The organism is Pseudonocardia sp. EV170527-09 (assembly GCF_008369905.1).
Lineage (GTDB): Bacteria > Actinomycetota > Actinomycetes > Mycobacteriales > Pseudonocardiaceae > Pseudonocardia.
Genome location: NZ_VRMC01000001.1, coordinates 60922 through 78485 on the forward strand (window position 1 = coordinate 60922; position 17564 = coordinate 78485).

General features: G+C 75.0%; 13 protein-coding genes and 1 riboswitch. Of the genes, 4 read left to right on the plus strand and 9 right to left on the minus strand.

What is annotated here, in order from left to right:
- Positions 1-29: 29 nt before the first annotated feature.
- Together FVA95_RS00270 and FVA95_RS00275 are read right to left on the minus strand one after the other, a co-directional pair.
- Complete coding sequence (locus FVA95_RS00270) at positions 30-989, minus strand: hypothetical protein (protein ID WP_149662380.1); 960 nt, start codon at positions 987-989, stop codon at positions 30-32.
- A complete protein-coding gene (locus FVA95_RS00275; RefSeq protein ID WP_149662381.1) occupies positions 986-1618 on the minus strand; it encodes a hypothetical protein in 633 nt (210 codons plus the stop codon). The genes FVA95_RS00270 and FVA95_RS00275 overlap by 4 nt, the downstream gene beginning before the upstream one ends.
- Before the next feature lie 114 nt (positions 1619-1732).
- Between FVA95_RS00275 and FVA95_RS00280 the strand changes: the two genes are divergently transcribed.
- Both FVA95_RS00280 and FVA95_RS00285 read left to right on the plus strand, forming a co-directional pair.
- Positions 1733-3085, plus strand: coding sequence for an MFS transporter (locus tag FVA95_RS00280; protein ID WP_149662382.1), 1353 nt, complete (start codon positions 1733-1735; stop codon positions 3083-3085).
- Positions 3086-3192: 107 nt separating this feature from the next.
- The gene (locus FVA95_RS00285) at positions 3193-4176 is read left to right on the plus strand and encodes a DUF4073 domain-containing protein (RefSeq protein WP_149662383.1); all 984 of its coding nucleotides are present in this window, start codon (positions 3193-3195) and stop codon (positions 4174-4176) included.
- Between the two features lie 69 nt (positions 4177-4245).
- Here FVA95_RS00285 and cobN read toward each other — a convergent pair whose 3' ends face one another.
- Positions 4246-7890, minus strand: a complete 3645-nt coding sequence (gene cobN / locus FVA95_RS00290; RefSeq protein ID WP_149662384.1) for a cobaltochelatase subunit CobN — start codon at positions 7888-7890, stop codon at positions 4246-4248.
- Positions 7891-7980: 90 nt separating this feature from the next.
- Positions 7981-8057: riboswitch (cobalamin riboswitch) on the minus strand.
- A 140-nt stretch (positions 8058-8197) separates the two neighbouring features.
- The gene (locus tag FVA95_RS00295; protein ID WP_161992147.1) at positions 8198-9787 is read right to left on the minus strand and encodes a PucR family transcriptional regulator; all 1590 of its coding nucleotides are present in this window, start codon (positions 9785-9787) and stop codon (positions 8198-8200) included.
- A gap of 106 nt (positions 9788-9893) precedes the next feature.
- Between FVA95_RS00295 and speB the strand changes: the two genes are divergently transcribed.
- The gene (gene speB / locus FVA95_RS00300) at positions 9894-10835 is read left to right on the plus strand and encodes an agmatinase (protein WP_193564262.1); all 942 of its coding nucleotides are present in this window, start codon (positions 9894-9896) and stop codon (positions 10833-10835) included.
- A gap of 6 nt (positions 10836-10841) precedes the next feature.
- Positions 10842-12284: a sodium:solute symporter gene (locus FVA95_RS00305; RefSeq protein ID WP_149662387.1), complete on the plus strand. Its 1443-nt coding sequence runs from the start codon at positions 10842-10844 to the stop codon at positions 12282-12284.
- A 28-nt stretch (positions 12285-12312) separates the two neighbouring features.
- Here the strand turns inward: FVA95_RS00305 and FVA95_RS00310 are convergent, their stop codons facing one another.
- The 5 genes from FVA95_RS00310 to FVA95_RS00330 all read right to left on the minus strand — a co-directional run bounded on the left by FVA95_RS00310 (position 12313) and on the right by FVA95_RS00330 (position 17538).
- Positions 12313-13368 carry an ABC transporter ATP-binding protein gene (locus FVA95_RS00310; protein ID WP_149662388.1) on the minus strand — a complete coding sequence of 352 codons (1056 nt, stop codon included), beginning with the start codon at positions 13366-13368 and terminating at the stop codon, positions 12313-12315.
- Positions 13356-14261: a nitrilase-related carbon-nitrogen hydrolase gene (locus FVA95_RS00315; RefSeq protein WP_149662389.1), complete on the minus strand. Its 906-nt coding sequence runs from the start codon at positions 14259-14261 to the stop codon at positions 13356-13358. The genes FVA95_RS00310 and FVA95_RS00315 overlap by 13 nt, the downstream gene beginning before the upstream one ends.
- Positions 14262-14271: 10 nt before the next feature.
- Entirely contained in the window at positions 14272-15438 is a 1167-nt protein-coding gene (locus FVA95_RS00320) for a hypothetical protein (protein WP_149662390.1), read from the minus strand.
- Between the two features lie 13 nt (positions 15439-15451).
- Positions 15452-16447, minus strand: a complete 996-nt coding sequence (locus FVA95_RS00325) for an ester cyclase (protein WP_149662391.1) — start codon at positions 16445-16447, stop codon at positions 15452-15454.
- 95 nt (positions 16448-16542) lie between these two features.
- Positions 16543-17538 carry a LacI family DNA-binding transcriptional regulator gene (locus FVA95_RS00330; RefSeq protein WP_149662392.1) on the minus strand — a complete coding sequence of 332 codons (996 nt, stop codon included), beginning with the start codon at positions 17536-17538 and terminating at the stop codon, positions 16543-16545.
- Positions 17539-17564: the final 26 nt, after the last annotated feature.

Here is a 17564-nt window from a genome sequence, read left to right on the forward strand (position 1 = left end):
TGCGGCGCGGTGTCGGGTCCGGACGGGCGCTAGAGGGACAGCAGACGGTCGAAGAACTCGCGGTAGCGGGTGAGCGCCTGGCGCAGGTCCTCGGTCGAGGCGTCGTCGCGGGAGAACTGGGCCTCCAGGTCGTCGCGCTGACGACGGAACAGCGACTCCATCTCGTCGAGGATCTCCCCCACCAGCGCGTTCGCCCCGTGGACGGCGCGGCGGGGCTCGTCGACGAACTCGCCCTTCAGCGTCGACCAGCGGTCCTGGTACTCGCGGGACCGGTCGGCCGGGAGCAGCGACGAGCCGCCGGTGGCGGGGTCGGTCGCCGCCGGGGCGGCCCCGGCCCCCGGTCCGGTCGCGCCACCCCGCGGGTCACCGGGGTCGCGCAGGTCGTCGTGCCCGCGGCCCGGTGTCGCGTCGTGGCGACTGCCGCCGAGGGCGCCGTCCTCCCGGACGGGTGCGCCACGGGTGGTCGCCGCGGCGGCCACGCCGGCCGCGGAACCGGGCGCCGCGTCGTGGGGCGGTGCGCCCGGTCCGCCGTGGGGGTCGCCGCCGGGCAGGTACCCGCCATGGGGGTCGGCACCGCGGGGGTCGGCACCGCGGGGGTCGCCACCCGGCAAACCGCCCGCGCGCGGGTCACCGGTCCGTGGGGCGCCACCGGGAAGGTCACCGGCGTGCGGGTCGATCCCACGCGGGACCCCGCCCGGCAGGTCGCCGCCGGGGTCACCGACACGCGCAGCCTGCGGGTCCCCACCGGCCGTGCGGTCCTCGGCCGGTCGTCCGCCGGGGGCATCACCCGGCCCGGCCCCGGGACCCGCCAACGGCGGGGCGTCCGGGTCGCCGTGGCGCCCCGGTGCCCCCGCGTCCCGCTCGGCGGTGCCCGCCGCCTCGCGGCGCTCCCAGCCGGCGTCGCGCTCGTCCTCGCTGCGGTCGGTGAACGCGTCCTTGATCGAGTCGGCCAGTCGGGCCGCCTTGCTGTTGCCCTGGTGCTCGCTCATGCCGTGGTCTCCCGTCGGGTGTCCTGGTCCGGTCCGCCCTGGCGGTGGCGGCCATCGTTCTCGGGACGGCCGCCGGAACCGGTGCCGTCGCCGTCGTCGAGCAGGGCGTCGATCAGCGCGCGGTAGCTCGTCACCGCGTGCCGGAGGTCCTCGGTCCCGGCTCGCCCGGCGGAGTGCTCGCGGGAGATCGCCCGCGCCTCGCGGTAGCGCTGCGTGACGACCGGGTAGGCGACGGACAGGTCCTCCTCGCGGCGGTCGACGTCCTCGGCGGGGTACCCGCGGGCCGCCATGACGTCGGCGACGAGCGCGTCGGCGTCGTGCACCGCCCGGGACGGGTCGTCGACGAACCCCTCCTGCACCCGCTGCCACCGGCGGCGGTAGCCGTCACGCTCCTGCGGGTCGAGGGATCGCAGGGTCAGCGCTTCGTGGCGCTTGCGGCGACCGGCGAGCTCCTTCTCCGCGTCGCGGGGGTCGTCCGCGGCGCGCACGGTGCGCTCGTACTCGGGTCCGAACTGGTCGCGGAGCTCGGCGGAGCGACGACGGCGCAGCATCGTCGCGGCGGCCACGGCGAGTACGGCGACGACGATCACCACCACGGCGACGACGATGATCGTTGTGATGTTGGTCATAGCTGGGGATACCCGATTGTGCGGACCGGAAACACGGAGCGTGTTTGTTGATCACGAAAGGTGATCACTGAATCGCCTTGACCTGCACCCGGGTTCAGGGGGCAGGGTGACGCCGTGGTCGAGGCGCGGACGGACGGTGCGGGGGTCTGGTCCCCGGGCCGCGCGCCGACGACCGTCGGGATCCTGCTGCTGGTCAGCCTGACCGCATTCGAGGCGATGGGGGTGGGGACCGCGATGCCCGCCGTCGTCGCCGACCTGGGCGGAGTCTCCCGGTACGCCTGGCCGTTCGTGCTGTTCCTGGCCGCGGCGGTCTTCGGCACCGTCGCCGGCGGTCGCTGGTGCGACGTCCGGGGCCCGCGGGTGCCGCTCGTCGCCGCGCCGGTCCTGTTCGGGACGGGCCTGATCGTCGCCGGGTTCGCGACGACGATGGCCGGGCTGCTGGCCGGACGGGTCCTGCAGGGGCTGGGTGCAGGAGCCCAGGGAGTCGCGGTGTACGTGCTCGTCGCCGAGGTGTACCCCACGCGGGCGCGCCCGGTGGTGTTCGGGCTGATCTCCTCGGCGTGGGTGCTGCCCGCGCTCGTCGGCCCGCCACTGGCCGGGCTGGTCACCGAGCACCTCTCCTGGCACTGGGTCTTCCTCGGTCTGCTGCCGGTGGTGGGGCTGGCCCTGGTGCTGATCGCGCCGGTGGTGCGCGTCCTGCGACCGCCCACCGGTCCGGCGGCGGGCGACCGTGGGGCGGGTCTGGTGCCCGCGGCACTCGGTGCCGCGGTCGGCGTCGCCGGGCTGAGCTGGGCGCTGGAGAACCTGGACGTCGGCGGGGCAGTGGCCGGCGTCGTCGCCGTCGCGGTGCTGGTGCCGTCGCTGCGCCGGCTGCTGCCCCGCGGGACCGTCGTCGCGCGCCCGGGCATCGCCGCGGTCGTCGCGGCCCGCGGTCTGGTCGCCGGGGCGTTCTTCCCGGTCGTGTCGTTCCTGCCCCTGGTGCTCACCGCGACGCACGGCTGGTCGCTGACCGCCGCCGGGACGCCGCTGATCGTCGCGTCGCTGGGCTGGTCGGCGGCCGCCGCCTGGCAGGCCCGCAGACCCGACGCCGACCGCGCACTGATGCTGCGCACCGGGTTCGCGATGATCGCCGCGGGCCAGGTCGCGCTGGTCCCGGTCGCCGCCGGGCTTCTGCCGGGCTGGCTCACCGTCGGGTTCTGGGGCGTGTCCGGGCTCGGGATGGGCGTGGCGTTCTCCGCGATCGCCTACCTGACCCTGGCCCACTCCGACGCCGGTGACGTCGGTGCGCACTCCTCGGCGGCACAGCTGCTCGACCAGCTCGCGACGGCGGCGTTCGTCGGTCTGGGCGGGGCGCTGCTGGTGGCGCTGGGCTCGCCCGCGGTCGCGCTGCCGGTGCTCGTCGCGGTCGTGGCCTGCCTCTCCGGGATCGGCGCGGTGACCGCGGGGCGGACCCGCCTCCACCCCTGAGGCGACCGGTTCGGGCCGCCGTGTCCGGATCGACACCTGCCGTCGGTCTGGTGATCACCCGGCCGGGTGAGGGTGGGCGTCGTCGTCCCCACTCCCCCGGAGGTCCCGTGACCCGCCCGTCCCCCCGCATCCGCCTCCTCGCCGCAGCGGTGCTCGCCCTGTCCCTCGCCGTCGCCCCGGCCGCCCTCGCCGCTCCCCCGCCGCAGGCCGGGCCGCGGGCCGTGCTCGACGTGGTCAGCGACGTGCAGGGTGATCTGCCCGACCTCGCACACACCCTCGCGGATCTGGACGACCTCGGCCGCGACGCCGACGGCCCCGGTCCCGCCGACGCGCTCGTCGTCAACGGTGACCTGGTCCCCTCCGGCACGGTCGCCGAGTACGAGGCGTTCACCGCCGCCCTGGCCGCCGGTCCGCCGCGGGCCCGGACGCTGGCCGCGATCGGCAACCACGAGTACTACACCGGGGAGCCGGACGCCGTGCTCACCGAGCGGTTCCTGCGCTACACCGGGATGCCGGCGCCCTACCACCGCAGCGACGTCCGCGGGGTGCCGGTGCTGTTCCTCGGCAGTGTGGCGGCGCCGGACGACGACGCCTACGCCGTCCTCGGCGACGAGCAGCTGGACTGGTTCGACCGCGAGCTCGACCGCGCCTCGGCCCGGCCGGGTCCGGTGCTGGTGTTCTCCCACCACCCGCTGCTCGACACCGTGTCGGGGATCCGGGGTGCCACGGGCGCGGACAACTACTGCTGCCAGTACCCGCGACCCGAGCACGACCGGCTGCTGCAGATCATGGGCGACCATCCCGACGTCGTGTTCCTGACCGGGCACACCCACTACGACCTGGGGCTCGACGACTGGGCGGTCCGCCGCACCGTCCCGGGCGGCCACCCCGAGGGGTTCACCGCCGTCAACACCGGTTCGCTGCAGACGCAGTGGTCGACCGCGCCGGACGGCAGCGAGGTGGCCGCCCCGACCCGGGCGATGAACCAGGGGCTGCGGCTGGTCGTCGACGGCGGGCGGACCGTGGTCGAGGCGCACGACTTCGCCGCGGACACCGTCGTGAACCGGATCGAGATCACCACGGGCGGCTGACCACCGCCGACGGCCCGGGCCACGACCCGCTCGGCGAGGGGGCGTGGCCCGGGCCGGGGCACGACGGGATCAGTCCCCCTCGATGTCGCCCTCGGACTCCAGGTAGGCCTGGCGCAGCGCGTCCAGCGTCGCCTGCTCCGGGCTCTCCCAGAGCCCGCGGTCGACGGCCTCCAGCAGCCGTTCGGCCATGCCGTGCAGCGCCCACGGGTTGGACTCGGACAGGAACTTGCGGTTGTCCGGGTCCAGCACGTACTCGGCGGTCAGCGTCTCGTACTGCCAGTCCGCGATGACGCCGGTGGTGGCGTCCCAGCCGAACAGGTAGTCGACGGTCGCGGCCATCTCGAACGCGCCCTTGTAGCCGTGCCGGCGCATCGCGGCGATCCACCGCGGGTTCACCACGCGGGCACGGAAGACCCGGGCGGTCTCCTCGTGCAGGCTGCGGGTGCGCACCGCCTCCGGACGGGTCGAGTCCCCGACGTAGGCGGCCGGCGCGGTGCCGGTCAGCGCGCGCACCGTGGCGACCATGCCGCCGTGGTACTGGTAGTAGTCGTCGGAGTCGGCGATGTCGTGCTCGCGGGTGTCGATGTTCTTGGCCGCCACCGCGATCCGCCGGTAGGCGTTCTCCATGTCGTCCCGGGCCGGGACGCCGTCGAGGCCGCGACCGTAGGCGTAGCCGCCCCAGGTGGAGTAGACCTCGGCGAGGTCGGCGTCGCCGCGCCAGTCGCGGGAGTCGACGAGCTGGAGCAGCCCGGCGCCGTAGGTGCCCGGCTTGGAACCGAAGATCCGGGTGCGGGCGCGGCGGTCGTCGCCGGTGCGCTCGCGGTCGGCCTCGACGTGGACGCGGACGTAGTTCTGCTCCGGGGTCTCGTCCAGCTCGGCGACCAGCTTCACCGCGTCGTCGAGCAGGGCCAGCACGTGCGGGAACGCGTCGCGGAAGAACCCGGAGATGCGGACCGTGACGTCGACGCGCGGGCGGCCGAGCTCGTCGAGGTCGATCACCTCCAGGCTGCGGACGCGACGGCTCGCGTCGTCCCACACCGGGCGGACGCCGAGCAGGGCGAACACCTCGGCGACGTCGTCGCCGGAGGTCCGCATCGCGCTGGTCCCCCACACCGACAGGCCGACGCTGCGCGGGTACTCGCCGTGGTCGGCCCGGTAGCGCTCGACCAGCGACTCGGCCATCGCCTGCCCGGTCTCCCAGGCCAGCTTCGACGGGACGGCCTTCGGGTCGACCGAGTAGAAGTTCCGCCCGGTCGGGAGCACGTTGACCAGCCCGCGCAGCGGGGAGCCGGACGGGCCGGCCGGGATGAAGCCGCCGTCGAGGGCGTGCAGCACCCGGTCGAGCTCGTGCGCGGTGGCGTCGAGCCGCGGCACGACCTCGTCGGCGGCGAAGCGCAGCACCGCACGCACCCCGTCGGCGTCCACGGCGGGGAGCACCTCGGAGCCGACCGGGCCGGGGGTCAGGTGCTCCTCGACCACGGCGCCGACGGCGGCCGGATCCCAGCCGCGGGACTCCATCGCGGCGACGAGTGCGCGCGCCACCTGCTCGACGGCGTCGGTGCGGGCGTTGGTCTCCGAGCCGTCCTCGACCAGCCCGAGGGCCTGGCGCAGGCCGGGGACCGACTGCTCGCCGCCCCACATCTGCCGGGCGCGGAGCACCGCCAGCACCAGGTCGACGCGCTGCTCCCCGGCCGGGGCCTGGGCGAGCACGTGCAGGCCGTCGCGGATCTGGACGTCCTTGATCTCGCAGAGCCAGCCGTCGACGTGCATGAGCATGTCGTCGAAGACGTCCTCGTCGGGACGCTGCTCCAGCCCGAGGTCCTGGTGCATCTGGGCCGCGGTCATCAGCGTCCAGATCTGCTGGCGGATCGCGGGCAGCTTCGCCGGGTCCAGCGCGGAGATGTTGGCGTGCTCGTCGAGCAGCTGCTCCAGGCGGGCGATGTCGCCGTAGGACTCGGCGCGCGCCATCGGCGGGATGAGGTGGTCGACCAGGGTGGCGTGCGCGCGGCGCTTGGCCTGCGTGCCCTCGCCGGGGTCGTTCACCAGGAAGGGGTAGACCAGCGGCAGGTCGCCGAGGACGGCGTCGGTGCCGCAGGAGGCCGACATCCCCAGTGTCTTGCCGGGCAGCCACTCCAGGTTGCCGTGCTTGCCGATGTGCACGATCGCGTGCGCGCCGAACCCGCCCTCGGACTCCGGCGCGGCCAGCCAGCGGTAGGCGCCCAGGTAGTGGTGCGACGGCGGCAGGTCGGGGTCGTGGTAGATCGCGACCGGGTTCTCCCCGAAACCGCGCGGCGGCTGCACGATCAGCACGACGTTCCCGCGGCGCAGCGCCGCGACGACGATGTCGCCGTCCGGGTTCTGCGAGCGGTCGACGTAGTGCTCGCCCGGCGCCTCGCCCCAGTGCTCGACGACGCCGTCGCGGAAGTCCTCGGGCAGCGTGTCGAACCAGCTGCGATAGGTCGCGGCGGAGATCCGCACCGGGTTGCCGGCCAGCTTGTCCTCGGTGAGCCAGTCCGGGTCCTGCCCGCCGGCCTCGATCAGGGCGTGCATGAGCGCGTCGCCGTCGCCGGCCTCGACGCCCGGGAACGCTGCCTCGCCCTCGGTGGCGACCGCGTAGCCCGCCGCGGCCATCGTGCGCAGCAGCGCCACCGTCGACGCCGGGGTGTCCAGCCCGACCGCGTTGCCGATCCGCGCGTGCTTGGTCGGGTACGCCGACAGCATCAGCACGATCTTCTTGTCCGCGTTCGGGACCCGGCGCAGCGTCGCGTGCTTCACCGCGATCCCGGCGACCCGGGCGGCCCGCTCGTCGTCGGGGACGTAGACCGAGAGGCCGTCGGCGTCGGTCTCCTTGAACGAGAACGGGACGGTGATCAGCCGGCCGTCGAACTCCGGCACCGCGACCTGGGTGGCGACGTCGAGCGGGGACATCCCGTCGTCGTTGGCCTCCCAGGTGGCCCGGGAGCTGGTCAGGCACAGGCCCTGCAGGATCGGGACGTCGAGCGCGGCCAGCTCGGTGACGTCCCACTCCTCGTCCTCGCCACCGGCCTGGGCGCCGGCGGGCTTGGTGCCGCCCGCGGCGAGCACGGTGACGACCATGGCGTCGGCCTCGCGCAGCCGCTCCAGCAGCGCGGCCGGGGCCTGGCGCAGCGACGCGCACCAGATCGGCAGCGCGCGGGCACCCTTCGCGGCGATCTGCTCGCAGAGGGCCTCGATGTAGCGGGTGTTCCCGGCGAGGAACTGGGCGCGGTAGAACAGCACCGCGACCGTCGGACCGTCGACGTCGGTGGCAGGCAGGGACAGCTCGCCCCACTCGGGCAGCTCCACCGGCGGCGCGAAGCCCTCACCGGTGAGCAGCACGGTGTCGGAGAGGAACGCGTGCAGCTGCGCCAGGTTCTCGGTGCCGCCCTGCGCCAGGTAGGTGTGCGCCTGGGCCGCGACGCCCGCGGGCACCGAGGACAGCTCCATCATCTCCGCGTCCGGGGCCATCTCCCCGCCCAGGCAGACCAGCGGCGTCGCGCGGGCCCGCAGCAGGTCCAGGCCCTCCTCGAAGTAGCGGTACCCGCCGAGGACGCGGACGACGACGACGTCGGCGGCGTCGGCCATCTCGGCCAGCTCGTCGTGGGTGACCCGGTTCGGGTTGGCGAGGCGGTAGTCCGCGCCCGAGGACCGGGCCGAGAGCAGGTCGGTGTCCGAGGTGGACAGCAGGAGGATCACCGGAGGGCTCCGGGCACAGCATGGGCGCGCGTCATCGACGGACCTTCCTCGGGATCCTCGTCCCGGGTGGGGTGGCGCGGCGAACGGGCGCAGTGTCTGGCTCCCCCCGGCCGTGGCCGGGGGTCACAGTGGCGGGACCGCGCCGGACTCGCACCGGCTTCCTGGTTCCCGCTCGCCGTCTTCGGTTGTCGTGAGTCACCTTCGGTGGCGGCCCCGGGTCCCGTCAAGGTGCGCTGGACCAGGGTGGTGATCCGCACGTGCGACGGCGTGACGGGCGGGTCGGGAGCGGGACGGGAGCACCTCGCCGTCAGAACCGATCGGCGCCCGCCCCGCCCGCGGGCGGGGTGTCGTCACCGGCCCGGCCGAGGTCGCGGGCCTGCAGCGCCAGCCACAGCTCGTGGCGGTCCTGGGCCGAGGACAGCCGGCGACCGCTGAGCCGCTCGGCCGCGGCGATCCGGTTCCGCACGGTGTGCCGGTGCACGCCCAGCGCGGCAGCGGTGGCCTCCCAGTGGCCGTTGCGCTCGACGAACGCGGCCACCGCGCGCAGCAGCTGCGCGCCGCGCGGGTCGGCGTCGAACGGGCCGAGGACGGCGTCGGCGAACCCGCCGAGGCGGTCGTGGTCGAGCAGCGCGAGCAGCATCCGGCTCGACGCCACGTCCTCGGCGTGCACGGTCCGCCCGGTCAGCCGGGCCACCGGCAGCGCCGAGCGGGCCTGGCGCAGCGACACCGCCAGCGCGCCGGGGCGCACCGCGATCCCGATCCCGGCCGGGCGGCCCGCGGCCAGGGTGGTGAGCACGGTGTCCAGGTCGACCGGCGCGGGCACGGCCAGCTCGACCCGGCCCGCGGGGTCGGCGGGCTCGGTCCCCGGGCCGTCGCGCACCACCCGCACCAGGGCGTCGGGCAGCACGGCGGCGAGGTCGGCGGCCAGCTCGTCCGGGCGCGGCGCGGCGACGACCGCGGCCCGCAGCGGCTGTTCGGACAGCCCGGCGGCGGCCAGCCTGCGGCCGGCGGCGGCGTCGTCGACCACTCCGCGTTCCAGGAACGCGAGCAACCGGGCCCGGCCACGGCGCACCGCGGCGTCGAGACCGGCACGGCGTTCCAGGTCCAGCGACAGCAGCGACACCAGGTCCCCGGTGACCTGGTTGGAGTGCGGTCCCGCGGCGGGCCCGTCCACCAGCAGCAGCGCCCGGATCCGGTGTGAGCCCAGCGGGTGCACCTCGCGGCGGCGCCCGCCGCCGGTCTCGACCGCCGCCCCCAGCAGCCCCTGGGCACGCACGGCGGCGACGGTGCCCGCCAGGCCGGCGGCGAGGGCGTCGGCGCCGTCCGGCGGGGCGGCGGCCAGCACCCGTCCGAGCAGGTCGACGACCACCGCGGTGCGCCCGGTGGCCTGCGCGTGCACCGCGAGCACCGCCGCCGGTCCACCCGGGACGACGGCGGCCGCGGTCAGCGCACGCTGGGTGCGCAGCGCCCACTGCAGCCGGGCCCGCTCGGCCGCGTCGCGGTGGGCGAACACGGCCCGGGTCACCGCGACGAACGGCACACCGTCCGGGACCCCCAGCAGCGGCAGCCCGGCCCGGCGGGCAGCGGTGACCAGCTCGGCCGGGACCCGGCGGAGCGGCAGGTCCGCACCCAGCCCGAGCCCGAGCGCGACGACGCCGTGCGCGCGCAGGTGCCGGGCGTAGGCGGTGAGCCCCTCGACGTCCGACGGCAGCAGGAACCCCACGGTGAGCACCAGCTCCCCGCCCTCCAGCCACGAGCCGGGCTCGGTCAGCTCCGACACCGCGGCCGCCGCGACCACGACGTCGAGGTCGGTGTCGTCGACGGCGGCGCGCCCGAGCCGCAGCGCGGGATCGGCGAGCAGGGTCGCGAGCGTGACACCGGACGACGGGATGGACACCACGTGGAGGATCATCGCGCGGACTTGGACGTTTCGTCACTTCCCCCCGCGCGCCCGGTGCCCGACCGTGGGCGCACCCGAGACCGCCGCCCCGAGGAGGCCCACCGTGACCGTCGGCCCGGTCGACGCCAGCGTCGTCCCCCGTTTCGCCGGACCCACCACGTTCGCCCGGCTCCCCCGCCTCGACGAGGTGGAGCACGCCGACGTCGCGGTGCTGGGGCTCCCGTTCGACGCCGGGGTGTCCTACCGGCCCGGCGCCCGGTTCGGCCCGGCGCACGTGCGGGCGGCGTCGAAGCTCCTGCGGCCCTACCACCCGCCGCTGGGCGTCTCCCCGTTCGCCGCGCAGCAGGTGGCCGACGCCGGTGACCTCGGCATCAACCCGTTCTCGATCGACGAGGCGATCGCCACCGTCGAACGGGCCGCGGACCGGCTGCGCGCCGGCGGCACCACGCTGCTCGCGCTCGGCGGGGACCACACCGTGGCGCTGCCGCTGCTGCGGTCGGTGGCCCGCACCCACGGGCCGGTCGGCGTCGTGCACTTCGACGCCCACCTCGACACCTGGGACACCTACTTCGGCGCCGACATCACCCACGGCACCCCGTTCCGCAACGCCGCGCAGGAGGGGCTGCTCGACCCGCGGCGCTGCGTGCACGTCGGCATCCGCGGCCCGCTCTACAGCGAACAGGACCTCGCCGACGACGAGGTCCTCGGCTTCCAGGTGATCGGCACCGACGACATCCAGACCGACGGGGTGGCCGCCGTCGTCGAGCGGATGCGACGCCGGCTGGGCACCGGGCCGGTGTACGTGTCGGTCGACATCGACGTGCTCGACCCCGCGCACGCCCCCGGCACCGGCACCCCGGAGGCCGGCGGGCTGACCAGCCGTGAGCTGCTGCACTGCCTGCGCGGGCTGGTGGGGGTCGACGTCGTCGGTGCCGACGTCGTCGAGGTCTCCCCCGCCTACGACCACGCGGAGATCACCGGGATCGCCGCCGCCCACGTCGCCTACGAGCTGGTGTCCGTGCTCGCCGCCAACCGGAAGGGCTGATCCGCCATGGACGTCGCCGTCGTCGTGCTCTACCTCGCCGCCATGATCGCCTTCGGGTTCTGGGGGCGGCGCCGCACCACCGACCGGACCGACTTCCTCGTGGCCGGTCGCCGGCTCGGGCTGTGGCTCTACTCCGGGACGATGGCCGCGGTCGTCCTCGGCGGTGCCTCCACGATCGGCGGGGTAGGCCTCGGCTACCAGTACGGGCTGTCCGGGATGTGGCTGGTCGTCGCGATCGGTTCCGGGATCCTGGTGCTGCCGCTGGCGTTCTCCGGGCGGATCCAGCGGCTCGGGGTGTTCACCGTCGGGCAGATGCTGGAGCTGCGCTACGGCACCGGGCTCGGCGCCCCGTCCGGGATCGTCATGTGGGCCTACACGCTGATGCTGGCCGTCACCTCGACGATCGCCTACGCGACCATCTTCGGGGTGCTGCTGGACCTGCCGCGGGTGCCGTCCATCCTGATCGGCGGTGCGGTCGTGGTCGTGTACTCCACGCTGGGCGGCATGTGGTCGGTGACGCTCACCGACTTCGTCCAGTTCCTGATCAAGACCGTCGGGATCTTCCTAGTGCTGCTGCCGGTCGCGCTGTGGCGGGCGGGCGGCTGGGACGGGCTGGTCGCCGCGGTCCCCGCCGACGCGCTGTCGCTCACCTCGATCGGCGGCGGCACGATCCTCACCTACTTCGTGACCTACGGCTTCGGGCTGCTGATCGGCCAGGACATCTGGCAGCGGGTGTTCACCGCCCGCTCCCCCGGGGTGGCGCGCTGGGCCGGGTTCGGCGCCGGGCTGTACTGCCTGGCCTACGGCGTGGTGGGCGCGCTGATCGGCACCGCCGCGCAGGTCGTCGTACCCGGCCTGGACTCGCGCGACGACGCGTTCGCCGCGATCGTCGAGGCCGCGATGCCGCCGGTGCTGGCCGGACTGGTGCTCGCCGCCGCGCTCTCGGCGGTCATGTCGACCTCCAGCGGCGCGCTGCTGGCGACGGCGACGGTGTTCGACCAGGACCTGCTCGGCGCGCTGCGCCGCCGGCGGGGCGCGGCCGTGGGGGCCGCGGACCCGGCCCACGACGAGCTGTCCGGGAACCGTTGGGCGGTGGCCGCGTTCGGCGTCGTCATGGTCGGGATCGCCTGCCTGCTGCGCGACGTCGTCGCCGCCCTCACCCTGGCCTACGGGATCCTGGTCGGCGGGCTGCTGGTGCCGGTGCTGGGCGGGCTGCTGTGGCGGCGCGCCACCCGGGCCGGGGCGCTCGCCGCGATGGGCACCGGGACGGTGGTCACGCTCGCGACGATGCTGGCGCTGGGCGACCTCTACGCCAACGAGCCGGTGTTCGCCGGGCTCGGGACGGGGCTGGTCGCCTTCGTCGTGGTGTCGCTCGCGACCCGCCCGGTCGAGGCCGACGTGCGGGCCGGGTGGGACGAGCGGGTGGGCGCCGCCGCGGGCCGGGACTGAGCGACGACCGGCGGGCCCACCCGCACGGTCAGCCGAGACGGGCGCCGTCCGCCGCGAACAGGTGCGTGCGCGCCGGGTCCGGCGCGAGGTGCACCCCGGTGCCCCGCGCCGGTGGGCGGCGTCCGTCCACCCGGGCCACCATCGGGTGCTCGACGCCGTCGACGCGGGCGCGGCCGTAGACGTAGGCGTCCGCGCCGAGCTCCTCCACGAGGTCGATCTCCAGCGGGATCCCGTCCTCGGCCAGGCGCAGGTCCTCCGGGCGGACGCCCACGGTGACCGTGTCCCCCGCCCCGCGTGGCACCGCGACGTCGACGCCGCCCAGCCGGACCCCGTCGGGGGTCACCGGCAGGCTCAGCAGGTTCATCGCCGGCGAGCCGATGAACCCGGCGACGAACGCGTTGGCCGGCCGGGCGTACAGCTCGCCGGGGGCGGCGCACTGCTGCAGCAGACCGTCCTTGAGCACGGCCACCCGGTCGCCCATCGTCATCGCCTCGACCTGGTCGTGGGTGACGTAGACGGTGGTGACCCCCAGCCGTCGCTGCAGCGACGCGATCTGGGTGCGGGTCTGCACGCGCAGCTTCGCGTCGAGGTTGGACAGCGGCTCGTCCATCAGGAACACCTGCGGCTGGCGGACGATCGCGCGGCCCATCGCGACGCGCTGACGCTGCCCGCCCGAGAGCGCCTTGGGCTTGCGGTCCAGGTAGGCCTCCAGGTCGAGGATGCGGGCGGCCTCGGCGACCCGGTGGGCGATCTCGGCCTTGGCGGTGCCCGCCATCCGCAGCGCGAAGCCCATGTTCTCGGCGACCGACATGTGCGGGTAGAGGGCGTAGTTCTGGAACACCATGGCGATGTCGCGTTCCTTGGGCGCGACACCGGTGACGTCGCGCTCGCCGATCCGGATGTGGCCGCCGTCGACGTCCTCCAGCCCGGCGAGCATCCGCAGCGAGGTGGTCTTGCCGCAGCCCGAGGGCCCGACCAGGACGAGGAACTCGCCGTCGGCGATCTCGAGGTCGAGTGCGTCGACGGCGGCCCGGGTCGACCCGGGGTAGCGCCGTGTCACCGCGTCGTAGGTCACGCCGGCCATGGTGGTGGTCCTTCCGGTGGGGGGTCGGGCTCGCGGTACAGGTCGGGTCTGCGGTCGCGCAGGACGTGGTTGTGCGAGGTGAGGTGCTTGTCGCGGGCGGCGGCCGGGTCGAGGGCGGCCAGCAGCACGCCGGGCTCCCCCGGCGGCGGCCCGCCGGGCCCGGCGAGCAGGTTCCCGTCGGCGTCGGCGATCACCGGCGCCTCGAACCAGGCGACCCCGCGCTCGGTGCCGCAGCGGTCCGCGGCGACCACGTGCACCCGGTACGCCCCGGCGACGGCGCGGACCTTGGCGACCTCCAGCGGGTCCTGCCCGTCGGGGGTCGGGCGCCACGGCCAGTTCACCGGCGCGGCGACGATCTCGGCACCGTCCTGCGCGGCCCGACGCACCCACTCGGGGAACTCCAGGTCGTAGCAGACCATCGGGGCGATCCGGCCGGCCGCGGTCGCGACCACCGGGGGTGCGGCGTCGCCGGGGGTGAACAGCGTGTGCTCGCGGTCCCACAGGTGGACCTTGCGGTAGACCGCGCGCCGCAGCCCGTTCTCGACGACGACGGCGCTGTTGTAGACCCGGCCGTCGGCGCCGAGCTCGGCGAACCCGGCCACGACGACGCAGCGCAGCTCCGCCGACAGGGCCGCGAGCCGGGCGACGGTGGGTCCGTCGGCCGGTTCGGCGGCGGCCCGTGCCTCGGCGGCGTCGGCGAAGGCGTACCCGCAGACGGCGAGCTCGGGCAGGACGACCAGCCGGGAGCCGCCGGCGACCGCCTCGCGCACCGCGCGCTCGGCGATCGCCGGGTCCGGGGCGTCGATCCGCGCCGGGATCCGGCACGCCGCCACCGTCACCCGGCCGTCGGTGGCCGCAGCCGGTGCGGGGACCGTGGGGTCCGTCGCCGACATCCCGGCCGCCTCAGTCGTCCTCGGCCGCGAACGCCAGCACCGCGGCCGGTGCGAGATAGCCGTCGGCGTCGAGGACCCGGCCCCGGTCACGGGCACCGGCCACGACCTCGCGCGCCCACTCGTGCCGGACCCGGCCGTCACCGCCGGTGACCACCAGCAGCTCCGCGGTGCCGGGGGTGGCGGTCCGGCCGCCCTCGGCGTCGAGCGCCGTCATCGACCGCCAGGCGCCGGGCGGCACCGACAGGGTGTCCCGCGGGCCGAGCTCGACGGTGCGCGCGTCGTCGCCGGTGTTGAGGGTGACCGCCCAGTGCCCGGCCTTCACCGTCAGCACCTGGGTCGCGTCGTGCCGGTGGGTGAGCACGCCGTCGCCGGGCAGGGCCCGCAGCCACGCCAGCGCGAACCCGTGCGGGTCGAGCAGCCGCGGTACGGCGGCCCGGCTCTCCACGCTGCCCCAGCCGATGACCGGGGCGAGCTCGGCGCCGCCGCCGGGCAGCCGCGAGCACAGGTAGGGCTCGGCGACCCACGGCCGGTCGGCGGCGTGCACCACGCGGCCACGGAACTGCTCGCGGGTGTAGACGTCGAGCCGGTCGATCTCGGCCTGCTCCATCGGCCGGATCAGCGCGACGTCGTCGGGCAGCGCGTCCCCGGCGACGGTGTCGACGAGCCGGTTGTCCGCGGTGAGGTGCAGGCCGTGACCGGCCGCCTCGGCCAGGACCGTGGGGCCCCAGATGATGCCGCCGGTGTCGTCGCGCCCCAGGACGGTGAGCAGGATGCCGTCGTCGTCGCCGACGTTGGTGAAGCCGCGGAAGATCCACGGCGGGACCGAGACGACGTCGCCGTCGACGCTGCGGTAGGTGCCCTGGGTGCCGTCCGGGCCCCAGCGCAGCTCGTAGTCGCCGTCGAAGTTGATGAAGACCTCGGCGGTGAAGTGCAGGTGCAGGCTGTTCGTGGTGCCGTGCGGCATGCCCGCCGCACCGAGGTTGAAGCCGTGCGGCTCGCGCAGGTTGACGTGCTGGGACGCGTTCTGTGTGACCCCGGGGCCGATGAAGGAGTAGTTGTCCTTGCGGTCCGAGCCCGGGGTGCGGCAGTCGATGAACGCGGCCTTGCACGGGACCCAGTCCGCGTGCCGGACGGTGCGGCGGGCGAGCTCGCCCGCGCTGACCACCGTGTCGTGCATGTCGGTGCTCCGGTCAGTAGATGTTGGTGTCGGTGAACGCCTCGGTCCGGCCGGCGTCGATCTGCGCGCGCAGCGCGATCTCGTCGAACACCCGGACCTCCTTGACGATGCGGCCGCCCTGGACCAGGAACTGCGAGACGCCGAGCAGCTCCACCTCGCCGCCGGTGAGCGCACCGAACGCGGGCGTGCCGCGGTAGGTCCCGCGCATCACCCAGGTCACCGCGATCCGCAGGCCGGCGTAGCGCTCGGCGTGGTTGGTCTGGACGTCGCGGACCTCGAACCGGGCGTCCGGGAACGGCGCGACGAGCGCGAGCAGGTCGCGCTGGTAGCCGTCCGGGCGCACGACGGTCCGGTCCCCGACGGTGTGCAGGAACAGGTCACGGTGCATGTAGTCGGTGACCTTCTGGTAGCGCCGGGAGTTCCAGACCTCCTCGAGGAACTCCAGCACCATCTCGCACTCGGGCCGGAAGTCGTCCGGTCGCGGGCCGCTGTCGCCGACCGCGAGCACGTCCTTCGGCGGCTGCTCGGTCATCGAGCCCTGGTAGCCGCGGAACCGCAGCTCCCGGGCGGCCTCGGCGGGGTCGATGCCCCGCTGCAGGCAGTCGGCGAGCTCGTCGCGCACCACCCACTCCTCCACCATCCGCCCGCGGCGGTAGAGACAGTTGGCGATGGTGCGCTTGCGGATCCGCCGCACGACGCCGTCGACGAGGATCTCGTCGGCGGAGAAGACCAGGTGCGAGCTGAGGAACGCGTCGTCGCCACGGGCCTCCCACACCACGTCCTCCGCCTGCCCGACGTGCTGCGGTGTGCCCGCGATGCGCATCAGGCTGCCCTCGATCACCCCGTCGCGGCCGACCACGGTGCCGAGCCCGCCGTGGACGATCGAGTCCGGCTCGTAGTTGTCGACGATGTAGGACACGTCCCGCTGGACCCAGATCCGGTCGGTCACCTCCCGGATGAAGTCGTCCGGGTCGTTGTAGGGCTCATACGCGACCGGGTCGAGCGCCATGGTCGTCCTTCCTCGTCGGGATCCGTACCGCGACTGTATGCGTATGCACACCTATCGGGCAAGAGTCGCGCGAGGATTTCCGACGACCGGAGCGGCTACGCCCGGGGAGCGGCCACGGTGGCGCGGGCGACGTAGTGCGTCGGGTACACGACGTGCCGCGGCTCGGCCGCGGGGTCGGTCAGCCGCGCGACGACCAGGCGGGCGGACTCCCGGGCGACCTCGTCGAGGTCGTAGGCGACGGTGCTGAGGCGGACCATGGCCCAGCGCGAGGTCGGCAGGTCGTCGAAGCCGACCACCGAGGTGTGACCGGGCACCGGGACGCCGGCCTCGGCCGCGGCGTCGAGCACCCCGAGCGCGACGACGTCGTTGCCGCACAGCAGCAGGGTCGGTCCGCCGGCCCGCTCGTACAGCGTGCGGAACCCCTCCCGGCCGGTGGCGAAGTCGAACGGGCCGTACAGCACGTCGCGCTGGGCGAGCGTCAGGCCGTGCTCGTCGAGCACCGTGCGCACGACCTGCTCGCGCACCTCACCGGTGCTGGTGTTGCGCGGCCCGAAGATCGCCCCGATCCGGGTGTGGCCCAGCCGGACGGCCTCGTCGAGCACCTCGCGCACACCCTGCTCGGGGTCGACGGTCACCGCGTCGGCGGCCACGCTGGGCGCGATCCGGTTCAGGTAGACGAACGGCACGCCGCGGTCGCGCAGCCGGGCGGGCTGGATGGAGTCCAGCGTCGTCGTGGACAGCACCACCCCGGCCAGGCCGTGCGCGGCGACCCGCTCGGGCAGCGGCGCGCTGCCGGCCGACTCGGTGATCAGCACGAGCTCGTGGCCGAGCCCCTCCAGCTCGTGGTGCAGCGGGCCGATCATGTTCGCGTAGAACTGGTTCTCCAGGTCGGCGACGACCAGCCCGATCCGGTTCGAACGGCCCACCGACAGCGCCCGCCCGATCGCGTTGGTCGAGTAGCCCAGGGCCAGGGCCGCCTCGCGGACCTTGCGCTTGGTCGCCTCCGACACCCGGGGGTGGTCGGTGAGCGCGCGCGACACCGTCGGCTGCGAGACCCCGGCGAGCCTCGCCACGTCGCGACTGGTGACCATGTCCGCCCTTCCCCCGACCGGCCGTC